Origin of the sequence: Moraxella nasovis (assembly GCF_022701215.1) — a bacterium.
Lineage (GTDB): Bacteria > Pseudomonadota > Gammaproteobacteria > Pseudomonadales > Moraxellaceae > Moraxella > Moraxella nasovis.
Genome location: NZ_CP089976.1, coordinates 1,876,858 through 1,902,330 on the forward strand (window position 1 = coordinate 1,876,858; position 25,473 = coordinate 1,902,330).

The 25,473-nt window shown below is 41.2% G+C and carries 23 protein-coding genes and 4 tRNA genes; 14 read left to right on the forward strand and 13 right to left on the reverse strand.

The window, feature by feature from the left end:
• Positions 1 to 8: 8 nt before the first annotated feature.
• From accB to yajC, 5 genes are all read right to left on the reverse strand, one after another.
• Complete coding sequence (gene accB, locus LU293_RS09105) at positions 9 to 431, reverse strand: acetyl-CoA carboxylase biotin carboxyl carrier protein (protein WP_242747481.1); 423 nt, start codon at positions 429 to 431, stop codon at positions 9 to 11.
• 162 nt (positions 432 to 593) lie between these two features.
• Entirely contained in the window at positions 594 to 1,253 is a 660-nt protein-coding gene (locus LU293_RS09110; protein ID WP_242747483.1) for an LOG family protein, read from the reverse strand.
• 224 nt (positions 1,254 to 1,477) lie between these two features.
• Complete coding sequence (gene secF, locus LU293_RS09115; protein WP_375540336.1) at positions 1,478 to 2,641, reverse strand: protein translocase subunit SecF; 1,164 nt, start codon at positions 2,639 to 2,641, stop codon at positions 1,478 to 1,480.
• Between the two features lie 11 nt (positions 2,642 to 2,652).
• Positions 2,653 to 4,530, reverse strand: a complete 1,878-nt coding sequence (gene secD, locus LU293_RS09120) for a protein translocase subunit SecD (RefSeq protein WP_242747485.1) — start codon at positions 4,528 to 4,530, stop codon at positions 2,653 to 2,655.
• Between the two features lie 128 nt (positions 4,531 to 4,658).
• Positions 4,659 to 4,988: a preprotein translocase subunit YajC gene (gene yajC / locus LU293_RS09125; protein ID WP_242747487.1), complete on the reverse strand. Its 330-nt coding sequence runs from the start codon at positions 4,986 to 4,988 to the stop codon at positions 4,659 to 4,661.
• A gap of 187 nt (positions 4,989 to 5,175) precedes the next feature.
• Here yajC and LU293_RS09130 point away from each other — a divergent pair, with 187 nt between their 5' ends.
• The 3 genes from LU293_RS09130 (at position 5,176) to LU293_RS09140 (ending at position 9,717) form a co-directional block, all read left to right on the forward strand.
• Positions 5,176 to 6,363, forward strand: a complete 1,188-nt coding sequence (locus tag LU293_RS09130) for a CNNM domain-containing protein (protein ID WP_256462109.1) — start codon at positions 5,176 to 5,178, stop codon at positions 6,361 to 6,363.
• Between the two features lie 108 nt (positions 6,364 to 6,471).
• The gene (locus LU293_RS09135; RefSeq protein WP_242747489.1) at positions 6,472 to 7,020 is read left to right on the forward strand and encodes a hypothetical protein; all 549 of its coding nucleotides are present in this window, start codon (positions 6,472 to 6,474) and stop codon (positions 7,018 to 7,020) included.
• Between the two features lie 180 nt (positions 7,021 to 7,200).
• A complete protein-coding gene (locus LU293_RS09140) occupies positions 7,201 to 9,717 on the forward strand; it encodes a LysM peptidoglycan-binding domain-containing protein (protein ID WP_242747491.1) in 2,517 nt (838 codons plus the stop codon).
• Between the two features lie 51 nt (positions 9,718 to 9,768).
• Here LU293_RS09140 and LU293_RS09145 read toward each other — a convergent pair whose 3' ends face one another.
• Positions 9,769 to 10,533: a Nif3-like dinuclear metal center hexameric protein gene (locus LU293_RS09145; RefSeq protein ID WP_242747493.1), complete on the reverse strand. Its 765-nt coding sequence runs from the start codon at positions 10,531 to 10,533 to the stop codon at positions 9,769 to 9,771.
• A gap of 138 nt (positions 10,534 to 10,671) precedes the next feature.
• Between LU293_RS09145 and LU293_RS09150 the strand changes: the two genes are divergently transcribed.
• Positions 10,672 to 11,820 (forward strand): S1C family serine protease, encoded by a 1,149-nt coding sequence (locus tag LU293_RS09150; protein ID WP_242747495.1) that lies wholly within the window; start codon positions 10,672 to 10,674, stop codon positions 11,818 to 11,820.
• Positions 11,821 to 11,971: 151 nt separating this feature from the next.
• Here LU293_RS09150 and LU293_RS09155 read toward each other — a convergent pair whose 3' ends face one another.
• Positions 11,972 to 12,637, reverse strand: coding sequence for a hypothetical protein (locus LU293_RS09155; protein WP_242747498.1), 666 nt, complete (start codon positions 12,635 to 12,637; stop codon positions 11,972 to 11,974).
• A 119-nt stretch (positions 12,638 to 12,756) separates the two neighbouring features.
• Between LU293_RS09155 and LU293_RS09160 the strand changes: the two genes are divergently transcribed.
• Positions 12,757 to 13,176 (forward strand): HIT family protein, encoded by a 420-nt coding sequence (locus LU293_RS09160; protein ID WP_375540337.1) that lies wholly within the window; start codon positions 12,757 to 12,759, stop codon positions 13,174 to 13,176.
• A 625-nt stretch (positions 13,177 to 13,801) separates the two neighbouring features.
• Here LU293_RS09160 and LU293_RS09165 read toward each other — a convergent pair.
• Positions 13,802 to 14,575, reverse strand: a complete 774-nt coding sequence (locus tag LU293_RS09165; RefSeq protein WP_242747502.1) for a ferredoxin--NADP reductase — start codon at positions 14,573 to 14,575, stop codon at positions 13,802 to 13,804.
• A gap of 134 nt (positions 14,576 to 14,709) precedes the next feature.
• Between LU293_RS09165 and tsaA the strand changes: the two genes are divergently transcribed.
• The 3 genes from tsaA (at position 14,710) to prfB (ending at position 17,711) form a co-directional block, all read left to right on the forward strand.
• Positions 14,710 to 15,432, forward strand: a complete 723-nt coding sequence (tsaA, locus tag LU293_RS09170) for a tRNA (N6-threonylcarbamoyladenosine(37)-N6)-methyltransferase TrmO (protein WP_242747505.1) — start codon at positions 14,710 to 14,712, stop codon at positions 15,430 to 15,432.
• Between the two features lie 70 nt (positions 15,433 to 15,502).
• Positions 15,503 to 16,441, forward strand: a complete 939-nt coding sequence (locus tag LU293_RS09175) for a WG repeat-containing protein (protein WP_242747507.1) — start codon at positions 15,503 to 15,505, stop codon at positions 16,439 to 16,441.
• 174 nt (positions 16,442 to 16,615) lie between these two features.
• Positions 16,616 to 17,711 (forward strand): peptide chain release factor 2 gene (gene prfB / locus LU293_RS09180; RefSeq protein WP_242747509.1). Its coding sequence is split into 2 segments (ribosomal slippage): positions 16,616 to 16,687 and positions 16,689 to 17,711, totalling 1,095 coding nucleotides; the frame shifts between segments, so codons are not numbered across the junction.
• Between the two features lie 202 nt (positions 17,712 to 17,913).
• On the opposite strand, the gene LU293_RS09185 is transcribed toward prfB, so the two are convergent.
• The 3 genes from LU293_RS09185 to LU293_RS09195 all read right to left on the reverse strand — a co-directional run bounded on the left by LU293_RS09185 (position 17,914) and on the right by LU293_RS09195 (position 19,681).
• Positions 17,914 to 18,300 carry a restriction endonuclease subunit S gene (locus LU293_RS09185; protein ID WP_242749774.1) on the reverse strand — a complete coding sequence of 129 codons (387 nt, stop codon included), beginning with the start codon at positions 18,298 to 18,300 and terminating at the stop codon, positions 17,914 to 17,916.
• Positions 18,301 to 18,467: 167 nt separating this feature from the next.
• Complete coding sequence (locus LU293_RS09190; protein ID WP_242747511.1) at positions 18,468 to 19,160, reverse strand: DNA methyltransferase family protein; 693 nt, start codon at positions 19,158 to 19,160, stop codon at positions 18,468 to 18,470.
• Positions 19,160 to 19,681, reverse strand: coding sequence for a hypothetical protein (locus tag LU293_RS09195; RefSeq protein ID WP_242747513.1), 522 nt, complete (start codon positions 19,679 to 19,681; stop codon positions 19,160 to 19,162). The genes LU293_RS09190 and LU293_RS09195 overlap by 1 nt, the downstream gene beginning before the upstream one ends.
• 333 nt (positions 19,682 to 20,014) lie before the next feature.
• Here LU293_RS09195 and scpC point away from each other — a divergent pair, with 333 nt between their 5' ends.
• From scpC to LU293_RS09230, 6 genes are all read left to right on the forward strand, one after another.
• Positions 20,015 to 21,529, forward strand: a complete 1,515-nt coding sequence (gene scpC, locus LU293_RS09200; RefSeq protein WP_242747515.1) for a succinyl-CoA:acetate CoA-transferase ScpC — start codon at positions 20,015 to 20,017, stop codon at positions 21,527 to 21,529.
• Between the two features lie 254 nt (positions 21,530 to 21,783).
• A tRNA-Val gene (locus LU293_RS09205) sits at positions 21,784 to 21,859 on the forward strand.
• A gap of 25 nt (positions 21,860 to 21,884) precedes the next feature.
• Positions 21,885 to 21,961 (forward strand) — tRNA-Asp (locus LU293_RS09210).
• A gap of 18 nt (positions 21,962 to 21,979) precedes the next feature.
• Positions 21,980 to 22,055 (forward strand) — tRNA-Val (locus LU293_RS09215).
• 25 nt (positions 22,056 to 22,080) lie between these two features.
• Positions 22,081 to 22,157: transfer RNA gene (locus LU293_RS09220), tRNA-Asp, on the forward strand.
• A gap of 225 nt (positions 22,158 to 22,382) precedes the next feature.
• Positions 22,383 to 23,954 (forward strand): aminotransferase class I/II-fold pyridoxal phosphate-dependent enzyme, encoded by a 1,572-nt coding sequence (locus LU293_RS09230; protein WP_311195323.1) that lies wholly within the window; start codon positions 22,383 to 22,385, stop codon positions 23,952 to 23,954.
• A 140-nt stretch (positions 23,955 to 24,094) separates the two neighbouring features.
• Here the strand turns inward: LU293_RS09230 and LU293_RS09235 are convergent, their stop codons facing one another.
• Both LU293_RS09235 and LU293_RS09240 read right to left on the reverse strand, forming a co-directional pair.
• The gene (locus LU293_RS09235) at positions 24,095 to 24,514 is read right to left on the reverse strand and encodes a YsnF/AvaK domain-containing protein (RefSeq protein ID WP_242747517.1); all 420 of its coding nucleotides are present in this window, start codon (positions 24,512 to 24,514) and stop codon (positions 24,095 to 24,097) included.
• Between the two features lie 74 nt (positions 24,515 to 24,588).
• Entirely contained in the window at positions 24,589 to 25,437 is an 849-nt protein-coding gene (locus LU293_RS09240) for a DUF2382 domain-containing protein (RefSeq protein WP_242749777.1), read from the reverse strand.
• Positions 25,438 to 25,473: the final 36 nt, after the last annotated feature.

The following is a 25,473-nucleotide window of genomic DNA, read 5'->3' on the forward strand; positions in this document are numbered from 1 at the left end:
GGCAAATCCTAATTCTTATAACGAATAACAGGCTGACCAAACTGCACAACGTCAGCATTATTAACCAAAATCTCTTCGATAATGCCGCTTTGAGTGGCCTCTAATGGATTCATAATTTTCATGGCTTCGATAATGCCAAGCTGATCGCCTGCTTGTACTTTTTGACCAACTTTAACAAATGGCGGGTCATTTGGACTAGGTGCAGAATAAAATACCCCAACCATTGGTGATGTTTCTACTTTGCCTTGGGCGACATTAGCGGCAGGCGTAGCAGCAGCGACAGGTGCAGCGGGGACAACTTGCTGAGCAACGGTTTGTACAGCGACGTTACGAGTTAGACTGATGTAGTTTTCATCGTGTCCGTACTCAAGATTTGCTAAATCTTTTTCTTCCATTAAATCAATTAGTTCACGAATTTTTGTGATATCCATGCCATTACCTTATTCATTAAGAAAAAATTATTGTAACAAATTTTTGCAAAAACGACCAGTATTAAATCATTAATTAAGTAGAATTGGCAAATTTTTGATTGCCTATAGTGTACATTTGTTTTGTTTTATTGCAAGTATTTTATCAAAAATTTTACAATTTTCTTAAAAATCATCGCTCATTTCATCAAGCCACTTAGGGTTGGACCATTTTTTGTTATATGCGTATTGATAATTTGCCATCATGTCTATGAGTGTATCAGGGTCTTTTGCGACACAAAGCAGCTGCAGATTTTGTTCGGGCATAAAACCTTCTTTAGCAGCTTTTTGGAGTATCTCAATGATGGGATCAAAAAATCCGTTCGTATTAAGTACACCGATAGGCTTTTTGTGCAGTCTTAGCTGAGCGAGCGATAATACTTCAAACAGTTCTTCAAATGTGCCTAGACCGCCTGCTAGAGCAATAAAGCCATCGGCAAGCTCAATCATCTTATATTTGCGTGTCGCCATATCGGCGGTCTCAATAAGTGTAGTTAGATTGGTGTGTGCGACTTCTTGGGCTGCCAAAAATGTTGGTATGACGCCAACAGCTGTACCACCATGATGTAGCACGCTATCGGCAATCGTACCCATTAAGCCTACCTTGCCACCGCCGTACACAAGACCGATATTGCGTCTTGCCATAACGCCACCAAGTTCTTTGGCTGCCTTGTAATACACAGGTGTGTTGCCAAAATTTGAACCGCAATAGACAGCGATGTTGGTTAGTTTGGTGGGCGTGTCGTCGTCAATGGGGTGGCAAAGGTCTATTTTGAAGGTGGTCATATTCAATCCAAGATTTGTGCAACTATCTTATAGTAGCATATTCTTTATTAAAATATATGAAACAAATGTGAAAATTTATAGCCTTATAAGCTTGAGTTTTGCCATAGTAAAACAAGTTTGGGTGCGATAAAGTTTAATGTATAACTAATGTATAAAATGAACTACTATCTTATAAAACTAAACAAGCCCTTGATTATCAAGGGCTTGGCTTTAGGTTGTAAAGATTAGTCATTGGCGTTTTGAAGTTTAGGGTCTTCAAAAACCACAACTTCATCTTCAAACTCTGGTTTTAGTTTCACAACAAAATCTTCACGAGATAGCCCCATCCATAGTGGAATGACGCTGGCAATATAAATAGATGAATAAGTACCTGCAATCAGACCAATGAATAAGGCGACTGAGAACCAGTAAAGCCCATCACCACCTAAGAACATCATGGCAATAACCACAACAAATACTGTACCAACAGTCATAACAGTACGGCGTAAGGTTTCAGTTAGTGATAAGTCTATCACCTGCCTTGGCGATAAGCCACGCACACGACGGAAATTCTCACGAATACGGTCATAGACTACGATGGTGTCGTTAATTGAGTAGCCAATAAGTGCCAATACAGCAGCGAGTACAGTTAGGTCAAATGGCCAGCCGAACAGGGCGAATGCACCAACCACAATGAGAGTGTCATGAAATAGGGCGAAAATCCCCCCAAGGGCAAGCTTAAACTGAAAGCGTGTCGCCACATATAGTAACATCATGCCCAGTGCCACTGCTAATGCTAACAGCGAGTTAAGATAGATCTCATTACCCACCTGAGAGCCGATGATGTTAATATTATCTACAGTAGCGATGTTATTTGGCAAGTTTAGCGATTCGGTCAGCATTGTACTTAGCTGATCAGCGTTCTGAGACTGGGGTGGTAGCCGCACAAGCAATTCTTGGCGTGTACCAAGATACTGAACAACTGCATCATCAAAGCCATCTTCAGCCAGCGATGCGACCACTTCAGACTGAGTGACAGGCGTCTGGTAGGTCACATCTGCAGAAACACCGCCTGTAAAGTCAAGCCCTAAGTTTAACCCATTTATAATGATGGCGATGATTCCAACAAGCATCATGATAATGGATAAAGCCACCATAGGCTTAGCAAGCTTCATAAATGGCAAAATACGCTGATTGGCGATAAGCTTGACGCCACCTGCCTTATCAGTCGCTTCATCTGCTTGCTGAGCGACAATATCTTGATCTGATAGGGCGGCTTGGTTGGCTTTAGCATTACTGCTTTTGCCATCACGGCGTGGACCCTTACGGCGACGCATCTCTTTGGCTGTGAGTGGCGTGCCATCAGGATGGGTAGGGCGATTTGGATCAATTGGATTAGTATCGTTCATTTTCCACACTCCTATCCGATGCTAAGTTTGGTTAAGTTTTTGCGGTTGCCATACCACAGCTGAATCAAAGCACGCGTTACTGTGATTGCGGTAAATAGTGACGTCACAATACCGATGGCAAGTGTGATGGCAAAGCCTTTGATTGGACCTGTGCCGATGGCAAATAAAATAAATGCAACCAGTAGTGTTGTGATGTTAGCATCAAAGATTGAGCTAAAGGCACGATCAAATCCAGCTACGATGGCAGATTTGGCTCGCACACCATTGGCAAGCTCTTCACGAATACGCTCAAAAATCAGTACATTCGCATCTACTGCCATACCAATGGTAAGGACAATACCTGCAATACCTGGTAAGGTGAGAGATGACCCGATGATAGACATAATGGCTGTCATGATGATAACGTTTAAAGCCAATGCGATGTTTGCGATGACGCCAAAAACACGATAAAAGATGATCATCCATAAAAATACGAGTAGGTAGCCTACTTGCGTGGAGAACAGACCTTTGTCAATATTATCTTGACCAAGCGAAGGACCGATGGTACGTTCTTCAACAAAATACATCGGAGCTGCCAATGCACCAGAACGGAGTAATAACGCAAGCTCAGAAGCTTCAGCTTCGTTATCAAGCCCTGTAATTTGGAATCGAGACCCCAGCACAGCTTGGATGGTTGCACGGTTAATGACACGAGTTTCAGCATAAGGGGTGCGAACTTCTTTTAGTTCGCCCGTTACAGCATCTTCTTCGTAGGTGACCCGTTGCTTATTTTCAATAAACAGTACTGCCATTTGTTTACCAACGGATGTACGAGTGGCGTTTTGCATTAGGCGACCACCTGCCGTATCCAATGTGATAGACACCTGTGGACGACCATTCTCATCTAGGCCTGCTTGAGCACCTTGGACTTTATCACCTGTAACAATAGCTTGGCGATCAAGCAAGATGGGCGGGCCATCTAATGTGCCAAATGGGAAACTTTCTGTGCCAGCAGGTGCGATACCACCAGTTGGACTCATCGCTTCTTCACTCACCATGCGAAACTCTAGGTTGGCAGTTCTGCCAAGTACACGCTTAGCTTCAGCGGTATCTTGGACGCCTGGAAGTTCGACGACAATACGGTTTGAGCCTTGTGATTGCACGAGTGCTTCAGCGACACCAAGCTCATTGATACGATTACGCAGTGTGGTTAAGTTTTGACTGACGGCGTATTCATTAATCTCGTTGATTTTTGCTTCGGTATATGTCAGCTCAAGAGCAGCACCATCTGCTGCTGCCAGTGGACGAAAGCTAAAATCCATGCCAAGTGTATTTTGAAGGATACGCTCGGCTTGATTACGAGTTTCAGGCGTACTAAAGATAAACGTCATGCCTTTATCGGTTGTTTTAAGGCTCTTTACGGAGATTTTCTCAGCACGCAAGGCTCGTCTGGCATCTTGGCTTGCAGTGGTTAAGCGTTGCTCTAGAGCTTTTGCCATATCAACTTCAAGCACAAATCGTACGCCACCACGCAAGTCAAGACCAAGTTTCATCGGATTAGCACCGATGTCTTTTAGCCATTGCGGGGTAGTTTGGGCTAGGTTTAGTGCAACAACATAGTTATCGCCAAGCTCACGGCGTAGCACTTCTTGGGCTTTTAGCTGATTTTCGGCATTATCTAGGCGAATTAAAGCACTGTTTTTATCAAAACTGCCACCATGATGCTCTAGACCAGCTTTGTCAAGCAAGTCTTGGGTTTGGGTGAGAACGTCGCTTGTCAGTTCTGTGCCAGCTGATGCACCTGTAATCTGTACTGCAGGCTCGTCTGGATAGAGATTGGGCAGGGCGTACAGACCTGTTATGACAAGCACCACAACGATGAGTATGTATTTCCAAGCAGGGTAATGCATAAAGGTATTCTTATGATATCTTGCAAGCCAAGCGAAGATATCATCTTACGCTTGATGCATTGCATAAACAAATGTTTGCTTTTATAACTTGGGCTAACCAAATGGCCATAAAAGCGGATATGAACGGCTTAGATGTTATTAATCGTGCCAGCAGGCAGTACGCTTAAAACGCTTGCACGTTGAACTTTAACTTCATTGGCTGGGCTAATGGCGATTACCGCATAGTCGCCTTCAATTTTTTTGATGACACCCATCAGACCACCAGCAAACACCACTTCATTGCCTACACTTAAGCCATTAATCATAGCTTTATGTTGCTTATTACGCTTAGATTGTGGACGGATAATTAAAAAATAAAAAATTGCAAAAAACGCCACAGGAATAAGCAGCTGACCAATCATTGATGGTTGATCAGCGGCAGGTGCGGCATGAGCGGTATTAATTAGTAGATCTAACATAAATAAACTCCATAAGGGGGACGAGATACCGTCCATGATTGGCTTATGCACTAGGGCAAATAAAATAACGCATATCATAACACAAATCACAATATTTTGATGATTTTTCATAAATTGCATCTGTACATCTTGCAGTTGTGCTTATTTTGGCTTAATATGGGAGCTTATTTTTTAATTAACAGTCTATATGTCCCGACACCGATCACGCTTTTACTCATCTGTTTATTCTAAAACACTTTTAATCGTTAGCATGATGGCGGTATTGCTAAGCTTGCCTATGTTTGCTTATGCTGCAAGTGATACTGTGGTTACAAATACACACATTGCTTTACTTGTGTTTTATATCTCACTATCTCTTATTGCATCGTTTATTTGCTCGGTGTCAGAAGCCACGCTTTTAAGTATGACGCCAAGCTACATTGACACCATCAAAGAAGAAGAGCCTAAAACAGCAAGCTTGCTTGAAGATGTGAAAGTTCATAACATTGAAAAGTCTATTTCGTCTATTTTGACTTTAAATACCATTGCTCATACATTAGGCTCGCTTGGTGCAGGTGCTCAAGCTGTCGTTGTGTTTGGTAATGCGTGGTTTGGCGTGTTTAGTGCGGTGATGACGATTGCCATTTTGATTGGTACAGAGATTATCCCAAAGACGCTTGGTGCAACTTATTGGCGTAAATTTGCATTGCCTGTGGCTTATTATGTAAAAGCAATTAACAGTGCATTATTGCCGATAGTTTGGGTTGCTGAGAAAATCTCCCGCCTGCTCACTAAGGGCAATACACAAAGCAGCTTTAACCGCCATGAGTTCATTGCACTTGCCAATGCAGGCGAGGTGTCTGGTCAGATGAGTGAGCTTGAGACGCGTATTATTAAAAATTCACTAGCACTTAGCATGATTAATGTTGAAGATATTGTTACGCCAAGATCTGTGGTGACATCGTTTGATGAAAATATGACCGTTGGTGAAGTTTTTGCAAATCATCCTAAGCTGTCATTTTCACGTTTTCCTATCTTTAATGAAGACTTAGACGATGCGACAGGTTTTGTGCTAAAGTCCGACTTGTTGATTGCTAAGGCAAACCAAGAAATTGATGTTCCCATTAAACAGTTTAAGCGTGATATTCAATTTATCTTTGCTAAGATGAAGCTGTTTGATTTGCTTGATTTAATGCTAAAGCAGCGTTTGCATATTGCACTTGCGGTAGGCGAATTTGGTGAAGTTAAAGGCTTGGTGAGCTTAGAAGACGTGCTAGAAACCTTGCTTGGACTTGAAATTGTCGATGAATTTGACCGAGTTGACGATATGCAAGCCTTGGCACGTCAGCTGCTTGATCGACGCATGAATCGCCTTGGTGCGAAAATTGATAGCTGATTCATTTGCTAAAATACCATCAAAAGTAACAAATTATTACAAATAACCATGATAGGTTAGGAATTTTTTGCTATTTTAGAAAATATCCATTTTTAGTTTGGAAATTTTATGAAAAAGTTAATCAAAAAAGCAGTAAAAATTGGTGCAGCAACTTTTGCAGTTCAGTCAGCATTCAAGAAAAATGTAGCCCCAAGGGTGCGTTTGATGAGTTTAGCGGTAGCAACTACCATGACAGCAGTAAGTTTGGTGAGTATAGAGGCTTACGCGATGGATGAAAGTGCTGTGCAAGATTTTGTGGCCAAAATTAGTAAAGCTGCCAATGGTCAAAATAAAGACCAGATTGGTCGATTGATTGACGATGAGGCGATTATTGTTTTATCTAGAAATGGTGACAGTGCTACATTAACTAAGCAAGAATACCTGGCTCGCCTTCAGAAAAACTGGGCGCAAGCAAGTGACTATCATTACGATATTCAAGTTGATAATATCGTCGTTTCAAGTGACCAAGCCCGTGCTCAAATTACCACGACAGAATCATGGAAAGATAAAAAAACTGGCAATGCAGTTCGCCATGTCATGTCATCTCGCTCAACGCTTACAGAAGTGAATGGTAAGACGGTTATGTTACGAGCCGTAGCTCAGGTGACCGTTCAATAACCCTAGCAAATTACCTAACTTAAATATTAACGTCCGCTATCTTTTGTTAGGCAAAAGTAAGCGGACGTATTTTTTGGGTGAAAATTACATTTTACGGTTGATAATCCTTAAAAAATAAGGCATTATTGAAAGCGTTTTGCAGTAGTAATAAAACTATCTATCTTAAGGATTTATCCACCCATGCGTTACTTTTCATCACTCCCACCAAAAGCCCCTAGTCTTATTAAACCGCTGGTTATAGCCGTCGGAACCTGTCTGCTTGCTGCGTGTAGTACGACCAATACTCAGCAAACTCATCAAGCACCAGCTTCAATACATAAGCCTGCCGCTATGCCACCATCGCCCAAACCTGCTGTCATGCCTTCGCAATCAGTGAGTGCTAACACAGATTATCAAGGCGTGATTGATGCTGATACTTTAGATGCGATGGAGGATCTGTTATCTGCGACGAATATGGCGATGGTAGAAGGCGATGCTTTAACGGTGCAGCGTTATGGCGATCTGTGGGGTAGGGTGCGTCAGGGGTTTCGCATTCCTGAAGTTTATAATGCACGCATTGAAGCTCAAAAATCATGGTTTTATACACGCCAAAGCTATATTGATCGCTTAACTGCTCGCTCATCTCGCTATTTACATCATACGATTACAGAGGCAGAAAGACGTGGCATTCCAACAGAGCTTGCATTACTGCCGATTATTGAAAGCTCTTATGATCCCACTGCCACCAGTAATGCATCAGCAGCAGGACTTTGGCAGTTTATCCCAAGCACAGGGCGTATCTATGGCTTAAACCAAAGTGCAAGCTACGATGGTCGCCGTGATGTTATTGAGTCCACACGAGCAGCTTACGATTTTCTGACAAGCTTATATAACCAATTTGGCAGCTGGGAGCTTGCATTGGCAGCTTATAATGCAGGCCCTGGCAGAGTATCACGAGCGATTGCTGCAAATGAAGCGGCAGGCTTGCCAACAGATTACTGGTCTTTAAGATTACCAACTGAGACGATGAATTATGTACCACGCTTTTTAGCAGTGGCTCAGATTGTAAATTCGCCAGCCACATACGGCATTAATTTACCACCGATTGCTAACCACACACACTTTAGAACTGTGCCTGTAAATTATGGTGTAAGTTTATACGATGTGGCGGGTGTAACGGGCGTTAGCATTGAAGAATTAAAGCTATTAAACCCTGCTTTGACAAATCTTGTCGTTGATGCGGCAGGACCAAATCGCATCGTGATTCCTGATAGCGTCTCATCTGCTGTTGACATGAATCTGTCGGCGTTGTCAGGCTATGCTGGCTCTTCTTCGGTGGCGATAGCCCCTATCCAGACCACTCAATATGTCACTCCAGAGCATGGCGGTCAGGTAAATACTGCATCTGAACAAAAACTCATGCAGTCTAGCACGCTACCTACTACGATTGCACAAGTTACTCCAAACAACACGGTCATTCAAGAGCCGCCATTATCTAGCGAAGAACGTGAATTTATCGCAGCTCAGATTCAAGCAAGCACCCCACAGAACGTGCAAGCGATTAGTCCTGTTGATGGCAATATCGAATTAGACGCTATTCAGACCAGTCAGTCGGTATTAGATGCCCGTGGTCAGACCAAACAGCTAAGCTATACAGGTAATACAAACCGCACCCAAGCACAAGCACCGTCTCAGACAAAACCTACACCTATACCAAAGCCAAGTTATACACCGCCTGTGCGTACTGTAACACCGCCTAAACCTGCACCAAAACCAGTCGTGCAATCTAAGCCTAAAAAGCCAATTGAACGTTATACGGTAAAATCAGGTGATACATTAACAGGTATCGCAGATACTCATAATCTAAGCATTAGTCAAATTGCTGAGTACAATAATATCGCAACAGACACCATGGTGCGTCGTGGTCAAAAGTTATGGCTAGTACCTGGTAAAGTGAAATCTAAGCCAAAGACTGCCACTACTGATAAACCAAAACAAGACGAGACCTATAAGGTGCAATCAGGCGACAACTTAACTCAAATTGCTCAAAAGTTCAATTTAAGTTTGTCTAAATTAGCAGCGTTAAATGGGTTATCAACGACAGATGGCGTGCTTATCGGTCAAGTCCTAAAAGTATCAGGCGAACCTGTGGAAAGCTCTACCAAATCTACCAAGCCTGCAACTACAAAGAATCATAAAACGATAAAATATACCGTAAAAGCAGGTGATACATTGACAGGTGTGGCAAATGCATACGGTGTTAGCATTGATGAGCTTGCTGCTGCAAATAATATGCAAAATACCGACCAGCTACTTCGTGGTGCAACCATCACCATCCCAGCAGATGGAGAAACTAGCACGCAGTCAGCAAGTAAAGCCAAAGCGGTAGCTCAAAAACCATCTGGCAATGTCATTCAATCAACCGAAAGCTATAAAGTGCAAGCAGGCGACAGCCTAACAAGCTTAGCAAATAAATATGGCGTGTCTATTGACGATCTAGCGACGACGAATGGGCTGTCAAGTAAGGCAGGATTAAGACGTGGTCAGACGCTAAAAGTACCAAAACTGACGACGATTTATACTGTTCGCTCAGGAGATAATCTGACAACTTTAGCTCGTAAATACGGCATTGATATCAGCGATTTGGCAAAAATGAATAATCTAAGCAATACAGATCAGCTGATTATCGGTCAAAAGATCACTGTGCCAAACAAATAAGCCAACCGTATAAAAGCCCCTAATCAATTAGGGGCTTTTATACGACTGTTATTAAGCTGGGTTGTAAATATCCACAAACTGCACTTCAATGCCAAATTTATCAGCTAGTAAATCTCCAAGTGCGTGAATACCATCACGTTCTGTAGCGTGATGTCCTGCAGCAAAATAATGAATGCCCATTTCTCGTGCAATGTGAGTGGTGCGTTCTGAGATTTCCCCAGAGATAAAAGCATCGCAGCCCATCAAGGCGGCTTGCTCAATCATATCTTGGGCTGCACCAGTACAAAGACCGATTTTGGTCAGTTTATCGTCATTACCACCGATGTGTAACGGCTTTCTACCAAGCTCTTTTTCGATTTTAGTGGCTAAATCGTGAGCGGTGATTGGTGTGCAAGTAGCGATATTACCGATAGGGTGTTTTTCGTTAGGGTGTAATGCACCTGTGATTTTTAGGTCTAAGCGTTCAGCAAGCTTGGCGTTGTTGCCAAGTGTGGGGTGGGCATCTAGCGGTAAGTGGTATGCGATAAGTGAGATATTATTTTGCAAAAGGGTGCGGATTCGCTTGCCTTTCATATCAACCAAAGGCTGAGATTCTCCTTTCCAAAAGTAACCATGATGCACCAAGATACAGTCAGCCCCTACTTTTACGGCATGATCAATTAATGCTTGGCAAGCGGTTACGCCTGTGATAATTTTATGGATGGGTGTGTCTGCATCTACTTGTAAGCCATTTGGGCAGTAGTCTTTAAATTCGTCAATATCTAAAAGCTCATCACAAAATTGGCTTAGGGCTTTTGGTGTAACAGTGTTTTTCATGTTAATTTCCTGTGGATAAAGATTAGCAAAGATTGTACTTTTTTATGACAATGATGTAAACATTTAAAACGAAAACCTAACAAAATTCATCTGCCATCATGGTACAATTTTAAAAAACTTCAACAAAGGAGATGAAACATGAATAACCTAAAAAATGAAAAAGGCGTAAGTGCCTGGGTACTGATGCCTTGGCTTGTGGCAGGTGTGTTGGCGGTGGCTTTATGGTGGGTGCTTCAAAACTTCACCACAAGACAGCCTGCACAAAATCCAGCCAACCCCATTCCAGTTACCACCCAGTCGCAGACTGTGGGCGGTGCATTATCATACCATCAAGTGGTGAATAATGCTGCCAACTCAGTGGTTAATATCTATACCACCCAAGTTATCCAAAATCCTTATATAAATGACCCTGTTTTTCAAAGGTTTCTTGAGTATTATGGCGGTCAAATACCAAAGCAAGAGCAAGGTGCATCTAGCTTAGGATCTGGCGTGATCGTATCCAAAGAAGGCTATGTGGTAACCAATGCTCATGTCGTGGATAAAGCCGATGAGGTTATCGTTGTGCTTAATGATGGCAGAAAAGCTAGAGCGGTCATGGTAGGGGCAGACGCTGAGACGGATTTGGCGGTGTTAAAAATAGAACTAGATGGCTTAGATCCGATTAAATTTCGCCAATCTGCCATCCAAGTAGGTGATGTTGCTTTAGCAATCGGCAATCCTTTTGGTGTGGGTCAGACCATCACCCAAGGCATTATCTCAGCGACAGGGCGTTCTGGTCTTGGTGTCACCACTTATGAGGACTTTATTCAGACTGATGCGGCAATCAATCCTGGCAACTCTGGCGGTGCTTTGGTTGATGCTAATGGTGATTTGGTTGGAATTAACACTGTCATATATTCTCGATCTGGTGGCTCGATGGGCATAGGTTTTGCAATTCCAAGTGGTATTGTTGAGCAGGTGATAAATTCAATTATCAAGACAGGTAAGGTAAGTCGTGGCTGGATTGGTGTGCAAATTGAGAACTTGCCAATTGACCCAACCAACCTAAACGTAACAACAGGGGCTAAAATCGCTCAAGTTTTCCAAGGTGGACCTGCCGATCATGCAGGGCTACGTGCAGGCGATGTTATTATTAGTATTGACAGTACAAAGATTGATAACGCTCACGCTTTAATGGGTGCTATCAGTAAGAAAACACCTAACTCCATCATGTCTGCACAGGTCATACGTAATGGTGAGCAAATGCTTGTCAAAATAAGACTTGGTGAAAGACCTGTAAGTCGATAATATCTACTGACCTGTCATTATATCCCACCCATAAAACTAAAAGCATACTGGTGGATTATAGCCATCACTGCACCACTTGATGATGATTTTAGCAAGGTAATCCACGCTTTTGGGTGGAGTGGCTTACCCTATGATGGATTACTTGGTTAAGCTATGTATTTGTGGGTTGTTGTATTTGGTTGAAGTGTTCAAAGACTCTTTCGCTAATAGCTATTGTCAAAAATTCTAAAGTTTTTGGTGAATTTTGTTGTAGGGTGTTTAAAACGTGGGTGGTTGCCATCGCATGACTGTTAGGCAGGCGAGTATAGTCATTTTGTGGAGCGATAATGATGGTATTTTCATTTAAATCTGTGCTCTTAAGCGTTTTTGTTGGATTTTTATGTAGTACATGCACATTGCCAGTAAACAGTATGCTTGTAGACAAATTAGACAGTAGTGATGATAGGCTGCCGTAGGTGGTCTGGTTTTCTTTGGCGGTGTTGGTAAAGGATAAATGCAGTGCTAAGGGAAAATCATCAAAGACGATAACGCTAGTGCCATTTACTTTAAGGTGGTTGGCAGGCTTGATCGTCCCGTGCGATAGCCCAAGCATATCACAAGCCATCGCCGCTGTAACCTTATCGTTCATGTGCTTGAGCAGTGATAAATCAAGCGGTTTTTGGTTTTTGATGTCGTCTGGCAAGCTGTCATAGTGAGCCAAAAACATCATAGGTAAGTCTTGTCCGTGTAAGAAATTGGTTATTTTTACATTATGCACTCGAAACGAAACATCGCCTCGATAAAGTAATTCTTGTAAAATAAAGGAGTTGTCAGTCATAGCTAAAAATCGTTGGTGTTTTTGGTTACTATACCAAAAAATTGCCCAATATGGCATAAAAAATATGCTAAAATGTCAATTGAGCTATTTTTAAAGTTGCTAATCTTAGGAATTTGCCAATGCATTATGATGATACCAATATTTTTGCTAAAATTTTATCTGGCGATATCCCAAGCCATACCGTCTATGAAGACGATAAAACGCTTGCTTTTATGGACGTTATGCCCCAAGCCAAAGGTCATGTACTTATTATCCCAAAATGCCAAGCGGTGGAGCTGACAGATTTGGCGTCCGAGTATGCTTGTGCTGTCTTTAAAACCGCCCAAAAAGTGATACAAGCCCAACGTAAAGCACTTGGCGTGGCAGGCGTGGTGCAAATGCAGCTAAACGGCAAAGACGCAGGGCAAAGCGTGTTTCATTATCATATGCACCTTATCCCTACCCATATCCATGAGCTTGGCAAGCATGAAAGCGTGATGGCAGACCAAGACGAGCTTGCTAAATTGGCAACTAAAATCCGTGCGTGTATTGTTGATTGATTTTAAGCTTATTTTTTTTTTATTGGTGTTTAACAAATCACAAAATCACTTTGATAGATACGGTATATCATATTTTAATCAATCTAGCCACCTTGCGAGTGATATTTTTGACACTTGCTTTACCGCCAAAGATTTTAAATAGCTATATTGACCATCTTGGCTAAATATGTAAATAACGTTGGTATCAATAGTGGTGTATTGGCAAAAATAATAAGCGCCTTTGAGGTGTGATTGGGGTTTAAATCTGGTAGCCGTTTTGGCGATTAATGCGTTCTTCTTGCAAGTGAGCATTTTTGAATTGCTAAAAGGTGAATTAAAAGCTTAATATCTGACGCTAAATAACTAAGCTTTGTGTGCCATTTTTATACAAAAATTTAGCAGGACTGCCACCAAGCTTTGCTTATATGAGATTATAACGTTGCCCATGAAAAGTGCGAGCGTTAAGTGATGCCGCCATTAGTAGATTATCTATGGATTTGGCAAAAAAAGCCTGCCGATACAGCAGTTAAGCTAAGAAGCTTTCATAAAATCGGTTTTAATTTCTTACTTTGGTAATAAAAAACGCACTAAAATAATAGTGCGTTTTTTATTGCCAATTTATTTATCTAATTTATTTATCTAAAACTTAACCCACAAACGCTCGCTCTACTACATAATCAGCAGGCACCCCCATGCGTGGTGAAACACTCAAGCCAAACTCGTCCAATATCGCACAAGTATCAGCATTCATCGCCATAGAGCCACAAATCATCACACGATCATCGTCTTTATTCATCGGTGGCAAACCAATATCATCAAAGAGTTTGCCTGATTTTAGTAGGTCAGTAATACGCCCTTGGTTTTTAAACTCTTCACGAGTTACGGTGGGGTAGTAGATGAATTTTTCACGCACCCATTCGCCAAAAATTTCATCGTTGGGTAGTTCATTTTCAAACATGTCACGATACGATAAATCTGCTACTTCACGCACACCATGCACTAAAATAACTTTATCAAAACGCTCGTACACTTCAGGATCTCGGCATAAAGATAAAAACGGTGCAAGCCCTGTGCCTGTGGCAAGCATATATAAGTGCTTACCCCCTGCCAAATCATCAAGTACGAGTGTGCCTGTGGGCTTTTTACTTACTAATAACTTATCACCCACTTGAATGTGCTGTAAACGAGATGTCAAAGGACCGTCTTGCACTTTGATAGAATAAAATTCAAGCTCTTCAGCGTAGTTGGGACTTGCGATAGAGTAAGCTCGCACCAAAGGCTTGCCGTCCACTTCAAGCCCAATCATGGCAAATTCTCCATTGCGAAATCGCAAGCTATCAGCTCGGGTGGTTTTGATGGTAAATAAGCGGTCGGTCCAGTGGTGGACGTAAGTTACAGTTTCATGGATAAATTTTGACATAGCAACTCTCAGTAAAAATAAAGTGGTTTAGTAATGATTGTAAATTTTGCGTATAATAGCAAGTTTATCGCCAAATATTATCACAAATTTGGAATATCAATTTTTAATTTTAGCATAAATGGTGCTTTATTACTATGCAAGCTATCCTTTCTGATCTGACCTTGCCCATCATCGGCTATCACCGTTCGCCTTTAAGTCAAAAATTTGGTACGCCACGTCAGCCAAATTTAGTGAATATCAAATCTGTCATTGAGTTTGTCGCTCCGTTTGATACGCCAGATGCATTTTTAGGCATTGAAAATTACAGCCATCTTTGGGTGCTGTGGCAGTTTCATCATAATAAAGCCCAGACGTATTTTCGCCCGCAAGTACGTCCACCACGATTAGGCGGTAATGATAAAATGGGCGTCTTTGCCACACGTTCCATGTATCGTCCTTCACAGATTGGCTTGTCGGTGGTGGCATTAAAAAGTGTACAAGTTATTGATCAAAAAGTAATTTTGCATATTGTTGGGGCGGATATGATAGATGGTACGCCCATCATAGATGTCAAGCCGTATCTGCCTTACAGTGATAGCTTGCCCCATGCCATCAGTATGATTGATAAACCAAGCATAAAGCAGGTGCAGATTGCAAAGCAGGCACAAATTCAGTTTGATGGGCTGTTACAGGTAAATGCCATCACCCAAGAAGACATTGATAGTGTTATAGGTCTAATCGCCCAAGACCCACGCCCAGCCTATCGCCAACACGAAACCGACATCGTCTCTACCATGCGATATAAGACGGTGGACGTGGATTTTATGATGAATAAATGTGGGGAGATGGTGGTGGGGAATATTAGGGTTATTAAATAACAGGGTGTTACATCATCATTTTTTTGAGATATAATAACGATACTTTTCACATAACTGGTAAGGAGATTTTATGAAAATTTTTAACATCAAAAAACTTGGTATGGCGGTTGCTATCGCAAGTGTGGCGTTAGTCGGTCAGACTGCATGGGCTTATGATTGTGTGCAACCGCAGGTTAGTGGGTATGAGTATGTAGGTTGCCTAGAAGAAGGTTTGGCGTTAGTTAAACAAAACGACAAATGGGGTTTTATTGATAAAACAGGTAAAATAGTTATTCCATTGCAGTATGATTGGATTGTTGGTTTTTCAGAAGGTTTGGCAAAAGTTATACAAAACGACAAAGATGGTTATATTGGTAAATATGGTTTTATTGATAAAACAGGAAAAGTAGTTATTCCATTGCGGTATGATTTTGCTGAGGGTTTTTCAGAAGGTTTGGCGTTAGTTAAACAAAACGACAAATGGGGTTTTATTGATAAAACAGGTAAAGTTATTGCTCCTTCGCAGTATGATTTTGCTTGGGATTTTTCAGAAGGTTTGGCGTCAGTGAAACAAAACGGCAAATATGGTTTTATTGATAAAACAGGTAAAGTTATTATTCCTTTGCAGTATGATTATGCTTCGTCTTTTTCAGAAGGTTTGGCGTCAGTGAAACAAAACGGCAAATATGGTTTTATTGATAAAACAGGAAAAGTAGTTATTCCATTGCAGTATGATGATGCTTGGTATTTTTCAGAAGGTTTGGCGTCAGTGAAACAAAACGGCAAATATGGTTTTATTGATAAAACAGGAAAAGTAGTTATTCCATTGCAGTATGATGATGCTTGGTATTTTTCAGAAGGTTTGGCAAAAGTTGAACAAAACGGCAAATATGGTTTTATTGATAAAACAGGAAAAGTAGTTATTCCTTTGCAGTATGATGATGCTTGGAGTTTTTCAGAAGGTTTGGCAATAGTTGAACAAAACGGCAAATGGGGTGTTATTGACAAACAAGGACGACGAATTCAATAAAAATAACCGCATCTTAAACCTAGTAAAATCCTGCTTAAAATAAGTGGGATTTTTTATTTGATGGTCTAAATTTTTAGCGATAAAATTCTGCTGATTTTGGTATAAAACAAATGTATCAGACAGAGAAATTTGCTATAATAGTCGGTTTAGTCATTTGTAATTTAAGGTATCATCATGGAAATCGCCCCATATCAAGAACAAATCAAAGACCTACACGCTCGTGGCAAAGAGCTTTGGGGGTATCTTTGACGTTGATGGCAAAAAAGAACGACTAGAAGAAGTTAATTTGGAGCTTGAAAATCCAGAGCTGTGGAATGACCCTGATAAAGCCACTAAGATTAGTAAAGAAAAATCTGTCCTAGATGGCGTTATCAGCGTTATTGAAGGCTTAGATGCCAGTCTTGAAGATGCTGCTGCCATGCTTGAGCTTGCAGTAGAAGCTGATGATGAGAGCTTGCTTAGTGATGTGCAAGCTGAGCTTGATGCAGCGACAGCTAAAGTTGAAGATTTAGAGTTTAAGCGAATGTTTAGCGGTGAGATGGATGCTAATAACTGCTATTTAGACATACAAGCAGGCTCAGGCGGTACAGAAGCCCAAGACTGGTCAGAAATGCTGCTTAGAATGTATTTACGTTGGGCGGAGAGTAAGGGCTTTAAAGCAGATGTGGTGGAAATCTCTGATGGCAGCGTGGCAGGCATTAAGTCAGCAACGATAGCCATCAAGGGCGATTATGCTTTTGGCTGGCTACGCACTGAGATTGGCGTACATCGTTTGGTGCGTAAATCACCATTTGACAGTAACAATGGTCGCCATACGTCATTTGCTGCCGTGTTTGTGTCGCCTGAGATTGATGATAATGTGCAGATTGATATTAACCCAAGCGACTTGCGAGTAGACACCTATCGCTCAAGTGGGGCAGGCGGTCAGCATGTGAACACCACCGATTCTGCGGTGCGAATTACCCATATTCCAACCAATACGGTGGTGGCGTGCCAAAACGAGCGTAGCCAAATCAAGAACCGTGAAACGGCGATGAAAATGCTCCGCGCTAAACTTTACGAGCTTGAAATGCAAAAACGCATGGAAAAACAGCAAGCCCTAGAAGACAGCAAATCCGACATCGGTTGGGGGTCGCAAATCCGCTCTTATGTGCTTGATGACGCGCGTATTAAAGACTTACGCACAGGCGTTGAAACGAGTAACACTCAGGCAGTGCTTGATGGAGATTTGGATAAATTCATCGAAGCGAGCTTGAAAGCAGGGCTATGATTTGACCCAAAAATAAAAAGATAGCAAAAAAATGCTGTCTTTTTATTAACATTACCTATTCACAACTTGCTTGGTGGCGTTGATTTTTTGGTCGGCGTAATCCACCACGTCTTTGATGGCGAGCTTTTGAATGGCGGAAATCAAGGTTTGCATATAATCAAAATCAATTTGGTTGTTTTGGGCGATAGGGAAAAACGCAGTATCATTTTGAATTTTTTTTATTACTAATACTGTTTCCCCAAGAATATTTATTTTGTAAGCCTTTTTCTATACAAGTTATCATAAAAAATTGATTTAATTTGGTTGTTTTTTCACTTTCTTTTAAATACAAGCAAAGATTGTGGCTATCATTGGAATAAAAATCCGCTTCTTGATAGGTTAAAACAAAAATTTTGCCGCCAATAAAAATACAATTCCCTTCATCAATATATTTTTCATTATATGAAATATAGCTACTAACAGCATTATTTTCTCTGCTGGCTGATAAATAAGGGGTGCTGCCGCTATTTGGTTTAATATCTTTTGATAATATATTAAAAGTATTTTTCACATTAAAAATATCTACCAATTTAAACTCTCCCCATACCACATTTTCCAAGCGTTTAATCGCTAATTTTTCATCATTTGTTATTTCTTAATTGGGCGTGAATTGCTCCAATTTGACTAACTGAAATACAACCTTCTTTGTTTGGTTCGCTTGATAATTTTGTAACATATCCTTGAACTCCATAATTTGTTTGAGTTCTCCCTATAAATTCATAAGCATCTGTATCTTTTTTTTACAAAATCCATTTTTCCAGCATCGTATCCTTTTGAAGTTTTAATTTCAAACAAATCCCCAATCCTAAACTCTCCCCACTTAACCGCTTTTAATTGCTCGGCTTTGATTTTGATGATTTTTTGTTCTAGTTCGTGTGGCGATAAAATGCTATTTTTGGCATCAATAAGCATTTCATTCATGGCAGCAACCAATAATCTTGCTGATCCTGTGGCAAAATCCCAAACATAGCTGTCTTTATTGACACAAGCCAAGCGAGCCAGTAAAGTAGCGACATAGGCAGGGGTCAAGACAACGTCATTTGATTTGTTTTGGGCGAAGCCAAGCCATGAATACATTTCGTTAAATAATTTGCCTGTAAAATCAGTGGTTAAGCCAATTTTATAATAAATGCCCAAATCATCAACGATTTTACAAAACACACGTTTTAATTGTGTTTCGCCATTTATTACTTTATTGATGTTGTCGTTGGTGATGGTATTTTGTAGTGTGCGAACGATTAAGTCTTTTTTGTCGGTGGGAATTTGTTTTTCTTTTAAAAAGGCGTTAATTTTTCGCATTAGAATGTCGCCATCTCGTCCGCCTTCTTCGTTTGATGATTTTAAATCCGATTTTTCAAGAGGAAAGACTCTGCCAGCCACACCAATGGTTGCAATAATACTGGCAGCCACTAAATAAACTCGGTCATTTTTGCCCAGACCTTTTCGTTTTGGTAAATGTCGTTATTGAGTTTGACAAGGCTTATGTCAATTTCTTTTTCACGTTTTTGTTTAATACGCTCAAGTTCTTCATCAGATAAACTTAAATTTTTAACTTTATTGATAAAATCATAAAGATGATTTTTGGATAAAAAAGATAAATCACTAAATTCATCAATCTTTTGCCCAATGCCCAAATTGGATTTAGAAACATAATAAACGCCAATTTGCGGATAAATTTTGCCATTTTCGTCTTTGTGTCCTGTGATGCCGATGGCGATGATGTCAGCATAGGCGGTATGGTGCAAAATAGCATTGGCATAATGCACTGCACCATTAACCGCATAGCCATTGATATTTTTAAAAATAGGTTCGTTTTTGGCGTTGCGGTTTTCTACATTGCCATTGCTGTCTAATTTAACCAGTTTGTCTTTATAGCCTTTATATTCAATCAAAATGGGGTAAAATTGACCATTGATAGGGTCTTGTAGCAATAACTTAGCATCAGGGCGATTTGCCCCACGCCACCATTTTTTGAAAAATATTCTTTTAGGGTGTTGTCGCTGTCGTCATTTAGGTGTTCTTGCTCCAATCTATAATCCAGTTGGTAGGATTTAAGCTCCTGATTGAAAAAATCGGCGATATTGGGTTCTATAGATTAAGCTTTTGACATAATAAACGCACCTAATAAAAAAATGTGTTGCTTTGGCATTTTTTGACTATGCTGTCTATGGCTTTTTGATTTTATACTTTATTTTTGCCAAAATTATGCTACAATCATATCAGCATTTTGCTAAATTTTTTATACTTAAATAATGGAGTAATTTATGAGTATTGACCGTATTCGCCACGCAGGTTTGCGTGATAAGGTTATGAGTGCTGAGCAAGCAGCTGAGTTTGTCAAAGATAATATGCTTGTGGGTATGACAGGCTTTACAGGAGCAGGCTATCCAAAAGCTATCCCTACCGCCATTGCTAATAAGGCTAAAGATGAACACGCTAAGGGTAATAGCTTTGGTATTCGCATGGTAACAGGTGCATCTACTGCTCCTGAGTGTGATGGTGTGCTAGCTGAAGCGAATGCGATTAAATTTCGCTCACCGTTCCAATCTGACCCAACTTTACGTAATAACATCAATGCAGGCAACACCCAGTACCAAGACATGCACCTATCGCATGTAGAGCAGCAAATGCGTCAAGGCTTTTATGGTGATGTGGATCTAGCTATCGTAGAGGCGTCAGGCATTACCGAAGACGGTAAGATTATCCCTGCTATGGGTATCGGACACGCTGCCGAAGCCATCAGAGCTGCTAAGAAAGTTATCATTGAAGTCAATGCCAGTCAGAATGCAGGGCTTGAGGGTATGCACGATGTCTATACTGACGTAGGTCTGCCACCGCATCGTAAGCCCATTCCAATCATCGGTTCATTTGACCGTATCGGCACGCCTTACCTTGAGTGTGATTTAGATAAGATCGAAGCGATTGTACTAACTGATGCTAATGACCGTAATTCTAAGTTTGCTGAGCCTGATGATGTGTCTAAGCGTATCGCTGCTCAAATTATTGATTTTCTTGATCATGAAGTAAAAGCAGGGCGTTTACCAAAAAGCCTATTACCGCTACAATCAGGTGTAGGTAATGTTGCCAATGCTGTGTTGGCAGGCCTGCTTGATGCACCGTTTGATGATTTGACAGGTTATACCGAAGTATTGCAAGATGGTATGCTTGATCTAATTATCGCAGGTAAGATGAAGACTGCATCGGCGACCGCCTTATCATTTAGCCCAGATGCATTGCAACGCTTTAACGACAATATTGAGTTTTTGCGTGATAAAATTATCTTACGCCCAATGGAGTTAACCAATAACCCAGAAGTGGTACGCCGTCTGGGAGTTATCGGCATTAATGCTATGATTGAGGCAGACATCTACGGTAATGTGAACTCAACGCACATCATGGGTACTAAGATGATGAACGGTATCGGTGGCTCAGGCGACTTTACTCGTAATGGCTTCTTCTCGATGTTTGTTAGCCCATCGACCGCTAAAGGCGGTGCGATTTCAGCTATCGTGCCGATGGTATCACACCATGACCACACCGAGCATGATGTAATGTTTGTCATTACCGAACAAGGTATGGCGGACTTGCGTGGTAAATCACCAACAGAACGTGCCAAGCTTATCATTAATAACTGCTCGCACCCTGATTATCGTGATATGCTGCAAGACTACTATGACCGTGCTTCTCACGCAGGTGGACTACACACTCCGCATATCCTGCTAGAAGCACTATCATGGCACCAACGTTTTGTAGAAACAGGTGATATGCGTATTAAATAGTAGCATTTGACTTTCTTTTAAATCCGTCCATGAGTTATGGACGGATTTTTCATGTTTATAAAGCAAATAATTTATCGCACTTGACTTATGGGAGTGACATCCGTGTAGATACGAATAGTAATGGAAGGGGTTGAAAACAATTTGTACTATTTTTGAAAAAAACAGTAAATTTTATTTGACAACTACCAAAAATCATATATAATACGCACCACAAGCACACAATGTGTGGTTGCCTAAGTAATTAGAAAAACTTAGGGCGGTTAGCTCAGTTGGTAGAGCGTCTGCCTTACAAGCAGAGGGTCAGCGGTTCAAGTCCGTTACCGCCCACCATTATGTCATTAGACATAAACCGCACGCAGCGGTAGTTCAGTTGGTTAGAATACCGGCCTGTCACGCCGGGGGTCGCGGGTTCGAGTCCCGTCCGCTGCGCCATTATTTTCTAGTTTATTTGGGCGGTTAGCTCAGTTGGTAGAGCGTCTGCCTTACAAGCAGAGGGTCAGCGGTTCAAGTCCGTTACCGCCCACCATTATGTCATTAGACATAAACCGCACGCAGCGGTAGTTCAGTTGGTTAGAATACCGGCCTGTCACGCCGGGGGTCGCGGGTTCGAGTCCCGTCCGCTGCGCCATTATTTTGAAAATCCCAAGTTATCTGACTTGGGATTTTTTGTTTTATTTGTCCACACTAATTATTGTTTAACTTGAATTGCAAGTATTACTTGCAACAAAACAAGTTCTGTCCTTATGGTTTAATATTGGTAATTGACAGAAAAACTTGCAAAATACACTTGCAAATATTTTATAATTTTTCTACAATGCTTGAATTACGTTATATCGCCAATGATGAGCTATTGATGGATAAAGATATTATGAATGGTGAGCAAGGCATTCGTCTCAAAAAACTCCGTAAACAAGCAGGATTATCTGCCGAACAGCTTGCCAAGCTCTTAAGTGAGAGTGGTACGCCTGTAAGCCGTGGTGCTATTGCAAACTGGGAATGCGGCAAAAATGGCATTGCCCATAATAAGCTGCCCATCCTTGCTCGTTTACTAAACACCACCGAAGCTTATTTATTGGGTTATGAAGCAAAGGTTAATCAATCACCAACCAATCAATCACCCACTATAAATTATACACCCCAAAAGACGAAAACCAAGATGGATCAAGCCATGTCAACTTCTGATAAATCCACCATAAAGCCTTTGACTAAATCAACAAAACTATCCAACGTTTGTTATGATATTCGTGGCGAACTATTACAAACTGCCAATCGTATGGAAGCAGAAGGGTACCGAATTTTAAAGCTAAATATCGGTAATCCAGAGCCTTTTGGTTTGTTACCACCAAACGAGATTGTGCGTGATGTGGCAATGCACCTTGGAGAGTCTAGCGGATATTCGGACTCTCGTGGGGTTTTCTCCGCTCGCAAGGCAATTTTACAGTACTATCAAGCTAAGGGGCTGCTGACCGCCACAGATGTCAATGATGTATTCATCGGTAATGGCGTAAGCGAGCTTATCGTAATGACCATGCAGGCAATGCTAAACGATGGTGATGAAGTGTTAATCCCCATGCCAGATTATCCATTATGGACGGCAGCAACAAATTTAGCAGGCGGAACTGCTGTGCATTATCGCTGTGTCGAAGAGAACGACTGGCAGCCAGACTTAGCTGACATAGAACAAAAAATCACGCCACGCACTAAGGCAATCGTTGTTATTAACCCAAACAACCCAACAGGGGCATTATATTCTGAAGATATGCTTTATGCTATTACCGACTTGGCAGAAAAATACGGCTTAGTGGTGATGGCAGATGAGATTTATGATCGTATTTTATATGACGGTGCGATACATAAGCCGCTGTGCACCATCTCAGACAAGGTACTGGTGCTGACGTTTAATGGGCTTTCTAAGTCGCATCGTATCGCAGGCTATCGCTCTGGTTGGCTGATGATCTCTGGTAAAAAAGACCATGCCGCTGATTTCATCGAAGGTTTAGTCATGTTAGCAAGCATGCGACTGTGTGCTAATGTGCCAGCTCAGCACGCCATTCAGACGGCAATGGGTGGTTACCAGTCAATGCAAGATCTAACAGCACCGACAGGTAGACTCTGTAAGCAAAGAGACTTGGCGGTCAGCCGCCTAAATGCCATCAAAGGCATAAGCTGCACTGTACCTAAGGGTGCGTTTTACTGCTTTGCTAAGATTGATCGTAATGTATATCCCATTGACAATGATATGCAGTTTATGATGGATTTATTGCTTGAAGAGCAGGTGTTAATCGTGCAAGGCACAGGGTTCAACTGGGATTTGCCCGATCATTTTAGAATTGTGTTCTTGCCGAATCTTATTGATTTAGCAGATGCGATGGACAGGTTGGATCGGTTTTTTGCTAAGAAACGACGTGAGTTTGGTACTGACTAAGCGTGTATTAGGCCTTTAATGTGGGTTTGTCATTGATTTGGGGTTTTTTCTTGACGATGGCAAGTCAAGCCGTCCAAAATTTTACAAAATCAAAGGTCTTATTGGTTAAGGACGGCTTGATGGATATAAAGTGAATATGTTTATTTTATATTATCTTTGGGTGTCAGTGTTTCTACCAGCTCTTCATAACGCACTGTATCGCTAACTGTGTGGGTTGATGTTTCGGTGCGTTTTTCAAGACTGATTTCTTCAGCAACAAATGTTTCTTTATGCACTTTGACTACATCTTTTGATAATAAAACTTCAACAGGCTCATGCCCAATCTCCGTGCCATTGATAAATACGCCAGTTGAAGTTGTTATATCAACCATTTGCACTTCACCTGCGTTTGCAGTCTTATCGCTAAGAACGCGAATAACTAAATATTCTTCTTTTAATTCTACTGGGACATTAACCACTTTTGTGCGAGTTTCTTTTTGAAGCGTAACTTTGCCAGATTGTACTTTTTCAACATCAACATTTAAACGCTCTTCTAATAACTCAATGGTATTATGGTTCATAACAACTCCTAATTTATTTGATTAAATATGAAAAAGCCAGAGCAAGCCCTGACTTTTTAGAAGAAAGATACTGATTATAAACCACGTGCTTTACGTACGTCATCAGCAGTAATGCCTTCATAATTTACTACAGAACCATTTTTGTCAACGATGTTACCTAGATCATCAACATTTAATTCTTCACGCTTGATTGTCTCAAGGATGGTTTCGGTATGTGAGTGTGATGTCTTACCAAGAGAGACTTCTTCGGTAACGTAAGTTTCTTTTGATACATTTACTCGATCAGCTTCAAGTTGAACGCTAACAGTTGCTCCAGCATCATCGCCGATTTGACGATCAGTTAGACGATTAACAGCAGTACGCTCAATGTGGGCTTTTTCTTCTTCAAGCTCAACTTGCACTTCACGCTCTTCAGTTACGACATGCTTACCAATGCTCGCTACGCCAGCAACGATACGATCCTTGTTCACGCTTAGGCGTTCTTCTAAAAGCTCTAGCGTATTTGGAGCAGCGTAATGATTTTCAGTTAGATCAAGACGTGATTCAGCTGGTAGTGTTTCGCCAGCGAATACATCACGGTCTTTACGATGTTGCTCAGTATAAGTATAAGCATAGTCGTTATCGTAAGTTTCCATTGCTTCAACTTGGTCTTTAGTTAGGCTGTCAAAGTACACTTCGTCACCAACAATGCGAGATAGACCAACTGGTACAATCACTTCTTTTGATGTGAACCAGCCACCAGCGTCAACAATAAGATAACGTACACGACCTGTTTCAGATTCAACTAGGGCATCAACTACTTTACCAATCTTTTCACCACCGATACCATAGGCGGTTTTGTCTGCTGGGTTGTAGTAATCATTACCTAAAACTTCTCTTTGGGTAGCTTCGATATCTTGTAAACGTACTAGACGACTCATAATTTATTCCTTTTAATTGGGATTTAGCCTATATATAGG